We start from the raw sequence: 3232 nt of genomic DNA, 5'->3' as shown, positions 1-3232 counted from the left end.
AGCCTCCCTCAGACAGCGATCCCTAGTGGAAAAATCTGAAGGCGGATTCACCTTGCCTCCTGCAGTCATGGAAGTTACTAACCAATTAATTGCTGAGCGAGAATAGTCATAATATCCCAGTTTACTATAGCAAGTCTTATACCCATGAGGTACAAATCTCTGGTTTTTAGGGACTTCGGAGCAGGGACTTCGGAGCAGGGAAGAATGAAGAGGGAAGAGGGAAGAGGGAAGAGGGAAGAGGGAAGAGGGAAAAAATAATGTGTACCTCATAGCTATGATAAACGCTATAGTAAGCTTTTTAGAGCCCATGTCGCCCCTAAGCCTATATAAGTCTTAAAAGCGCTTCGCTAACATAGCAATCTGTTTGGCATTGTTTGCTAGTTCAGTCCCATCACCATTACGCCAGTATACTTCGTCTCCAACATATGAGAGTTCCTTCTGCGGCAAAATCTTAATAAGAATAACACCTAAGCCATAGAATGAATTGAAATCCAGATTTGATAGCACTGAATCCCTAAGTGATGGAGATAAATCAGAATTTTTTATCGCATTTTTCCATTTTGAAAAGTAGTCTTCTTCTGATATACCTAGGACTTTAGCTTCTCGATTGACTCCAGCAACAAACCGCTTTCCAATCTCTATACAATCTATATTATCTAGTTCTTTAATTCGATCGGCATCGGCCTTTTTATCAGTCACCCCAATAATTACCTTTCCAGTTTTGTCTGGACCATTATTCGCGATCGCACAGATTGTTTTGATCACCTTGTCAATAAGCTTGTTATCAACAGTTCGCTGATGAGAAAGTGAAAGAAGTCCCTGCTTTAGTTCATAGTTAGGTAGCTCAATCTCTGATCTAGTCAACATAGACTCAATCTCAATTATTGAAGGATTATCATAAATCTGTGTTTTATTTTCTTTTTCAATAAAAAAGCCTCCAATTAATCCCTTAACTTGATTGACATTCTTACGCCGCTCTTCAGCTTTCCTAGCCCTCCGGGTTGTGCCTATTCTTGTAGCCAGGTTAGAAATTGCTTTCCTGATACCTGAATAATCAGTTATCTCTTTGCTTTCTTTAACAATTAATTCGTGTAAAGCAATCATCAGAATAGCAAAAACAGATTGACAAGAGTTAGTTTTGTTGTTTTCAAAGACAATATCTCTTAGTTTTTCAGATTTTTGTTCATTGCAAATCCTAATAATTTGATCAACACAGTATTTAAATTCGTCAGTAAATCGTTTAATGCCATATACTTTAAGAGCAGCCAAAATTCTTTCTGATTCACTGCTTCCTTGTTCATAAATTTTATCAAGAGCATCTTTTGATCGCTCAATCATTCTTTTACCTACAATGCACGCAGCTATATCCGCGATACATTGTTCATCCATGCTATCTCGCAAATCCGTTGAGTTCAGAATACCTTGCTTCACCCAAAATACATTATTAGCCTGAACAGTATAGCCCTGTTTCGTCTTTTGTAAATCAATACTGATAGATGGCATCTCTTCCAGAGTCAAAATATCAGTTTCAGTTTGATCTTCCCGAAGGATGGACCCAATTTTTCTGACCATATTAGAAAAATCATTTTGTACACCAGCCTGACGCCTTTCTTGATCACTTAAACGACGGCCATATGTATTGATTCTGTCAAAAACATCATTGACTTCAGTTTCTGTGGCATTACGCATTACTGAAAATGCCAGATTATAGTCTAATATCACGCTAACTTCTTTCTGAGAAAGATATGACTTTGCTTTGGTGTTCGGGTTGAATGATCCTTCATCTGCTCGACTCTTCGCTGTTGGAAAATACTGAAGATCGAAATACTTTTTATCATCTTCAGTACAAAAACCATTTTCTATGAACGACATAATACTGTGCAGTCTTTGCAAACCATCGATAATCTCATAAGTTTCAGGAGGATTATCTAACTCTGCAATTAAAATTGCTGGAATGGGATATTTTTTAATAATTGACTCGATTAGTTTTTGCTTTTCTTTCAAAGTCCAAACCAACTTTCTTTGATACCGACGGTTTACATAAAGCTTGTTTTCGCTGTACCATGTGTAGACAGATTGGATTGATGTAGGTTGGGAAACCAATTCAGCCATTGTATTTATAGTTCTCCATAACACTTGATATCCTATATTATCTAGAGTGCCCTCTTAGGCAGGGTAAATACCATCAAATGGGGATCTACTAACCTAGGATTTTTTTTGTTGGCGTTTGGCCGTAGGCCAGGCTACGCGAACGCGCAGCGTCTGGCTCTGCCAGTAAGCGTGGCTCACGGCCTTAGCTCGCCGCTCCCTAAAAACCCATATCCATTAAGCGATTGGCCGTAGGCCACGCCAAAGGCGAACGCGACTTAGATAAACTCCCCAGAATCCCAATGTAATTCCCCGAAGTGAGTTCTTTATCTTCTGCTCCCTCGTTATATCTCAATACCAAGGATTAACGGTTATGTCAAGTCAACTATATCCCCTACTCAAGCTAATAGTTCCACCATCTTTAGACCTCAAAGTCAGTCACCAACAGTTTGAACAATTAGCCACTGTTAACCGAGACCTGAGATTAGAAAGAACTGCTGAGGGGAAATTGATTGTGAATCCACCAACAGGATGGGAAACCGGTAAAAGAAATCTTAGTATTACCAGGCAATTGGGAAATTGGTATGAGGAAAACCCGGAAAAAGGAGAAGCATTTGACTCATCTACCGGATTTGAACTTCCCAATGGCTCCAATCGTTCCCCTGATAGCTCTTGGGTGTCACGTGACCGCTGGGATGCACTGACAGAGGAACAAAAACAAACGTTTCCTAAAATCTGTCCTGATTTCGTAATTGAGTTGCGATCAAAGTCTGACAGTCTGAAGGAGCTACGGGCAAAAATGCAAGAGTACATCGACAATGGCTTGCGCTTGGGGTGGCTGATTGACCCTCAGAATCAACGAGTTGAAATTTATCGCTCAGGACAAAAAACTGAGATTATAGATAATCCCAAGGAGTTATCTGGAGAAGCAGTGCTTCCCGGTTTCAAACTTAAATTACAAGGTATTGTAAACTGATTCCCAGGGTAAACCCATCTTACGTTTAACAGCAACTAGAAGATGCTGATAAATTCGTTATTCTCCTGCTCCAAGTTAAGGACAATTCAGCTATCAGCTAATGCGCTACCCGAACAGCTTTTGAATGAAAGAGGTAAGCATTCGTTTAATACTGAGTTAAATCCCAGA

The 3232-nt window shown here is 39.7% G+C and carries 3 protein-coding genes; 1 reads left to right on the top strand and 2 read right to left on the bottom strand.

Features of this window, described 5'->3' with window-relative positions; all coding sequences use genetic code 11:
- Together F6K57_RS40900 and F6K57_RS40895 are read right to left on the bottom strand one after the other, a co-directional pair.
- On the bottom strand, positions 1–270 hold a 270-nt coding region (locus tag F6K57_RS40900; RefSeq protein ID WP_293074736.1), incomplete at its 3' end, for a hypothetical protein.
- A gap of 63 nt (positions 271–333) precedes the next feature.
- Positions 334–2112 (bottom strand): DUF262 domain-containing protein, encoded by a 1779-nt coding sequence (locus tag F6K57_RS40895; RefSeq protein ID WP_293074734.1) that lies wholly within the window; start codon positions 2110–2112, stop codon positions 334–336.
- A 349-nt stretch (positions 2113–2461) separates the two neighbouring features.
- Between F6K57_RS40895 and F6K57_RS40890 the strand changes: the two genes are divergently transcribed.
- The gene (locus F6K57_RS40890) at positions 2462–3064 is read left to right on the top strand and encodes a Uma2 family endonuclease (protein ID WP_293074730.1); all 603 of its coding nucleotides are present in this window, start codon (positions 2462–2464) and stop codon (positions 3062–3064) included.
- The last annotated feature ends 168 nt before the right edge of the window (positions 3065–3232 follow it).

The sequence above is a fragment of the Moorena sp. SIO4A5 genome (assembly GCF_010672005.1).
GTDB lineage: Bacteria > Cyanobacteriota > Cyanobacteriia > Cyanobacteriales > Coleofasciculaceae > Moorena.
The sequence above is the reverse complement of the archived record's forward strand: the minus strand, read 5'-3'. Positions and strand labels throughout refer to the sequence as shown.

Bases quoted from the DNA above. Each gene is read 5' to 3' on its own strand.
- F6K57_RS40895 (WP_293074734.1), bottom strand. From the start codon at position 2,112: ATGGCTGAATTGGTTTCCCAACCTACATCAATCCAATCTGTCTACACA.
- F6K57_RS40890 (WP_293074730.1), top strand. From the start codon at position 2,462: ATGTCAAGTCAACTATATCCCCTACTCAAGCTAATAGTTCCACCATCT.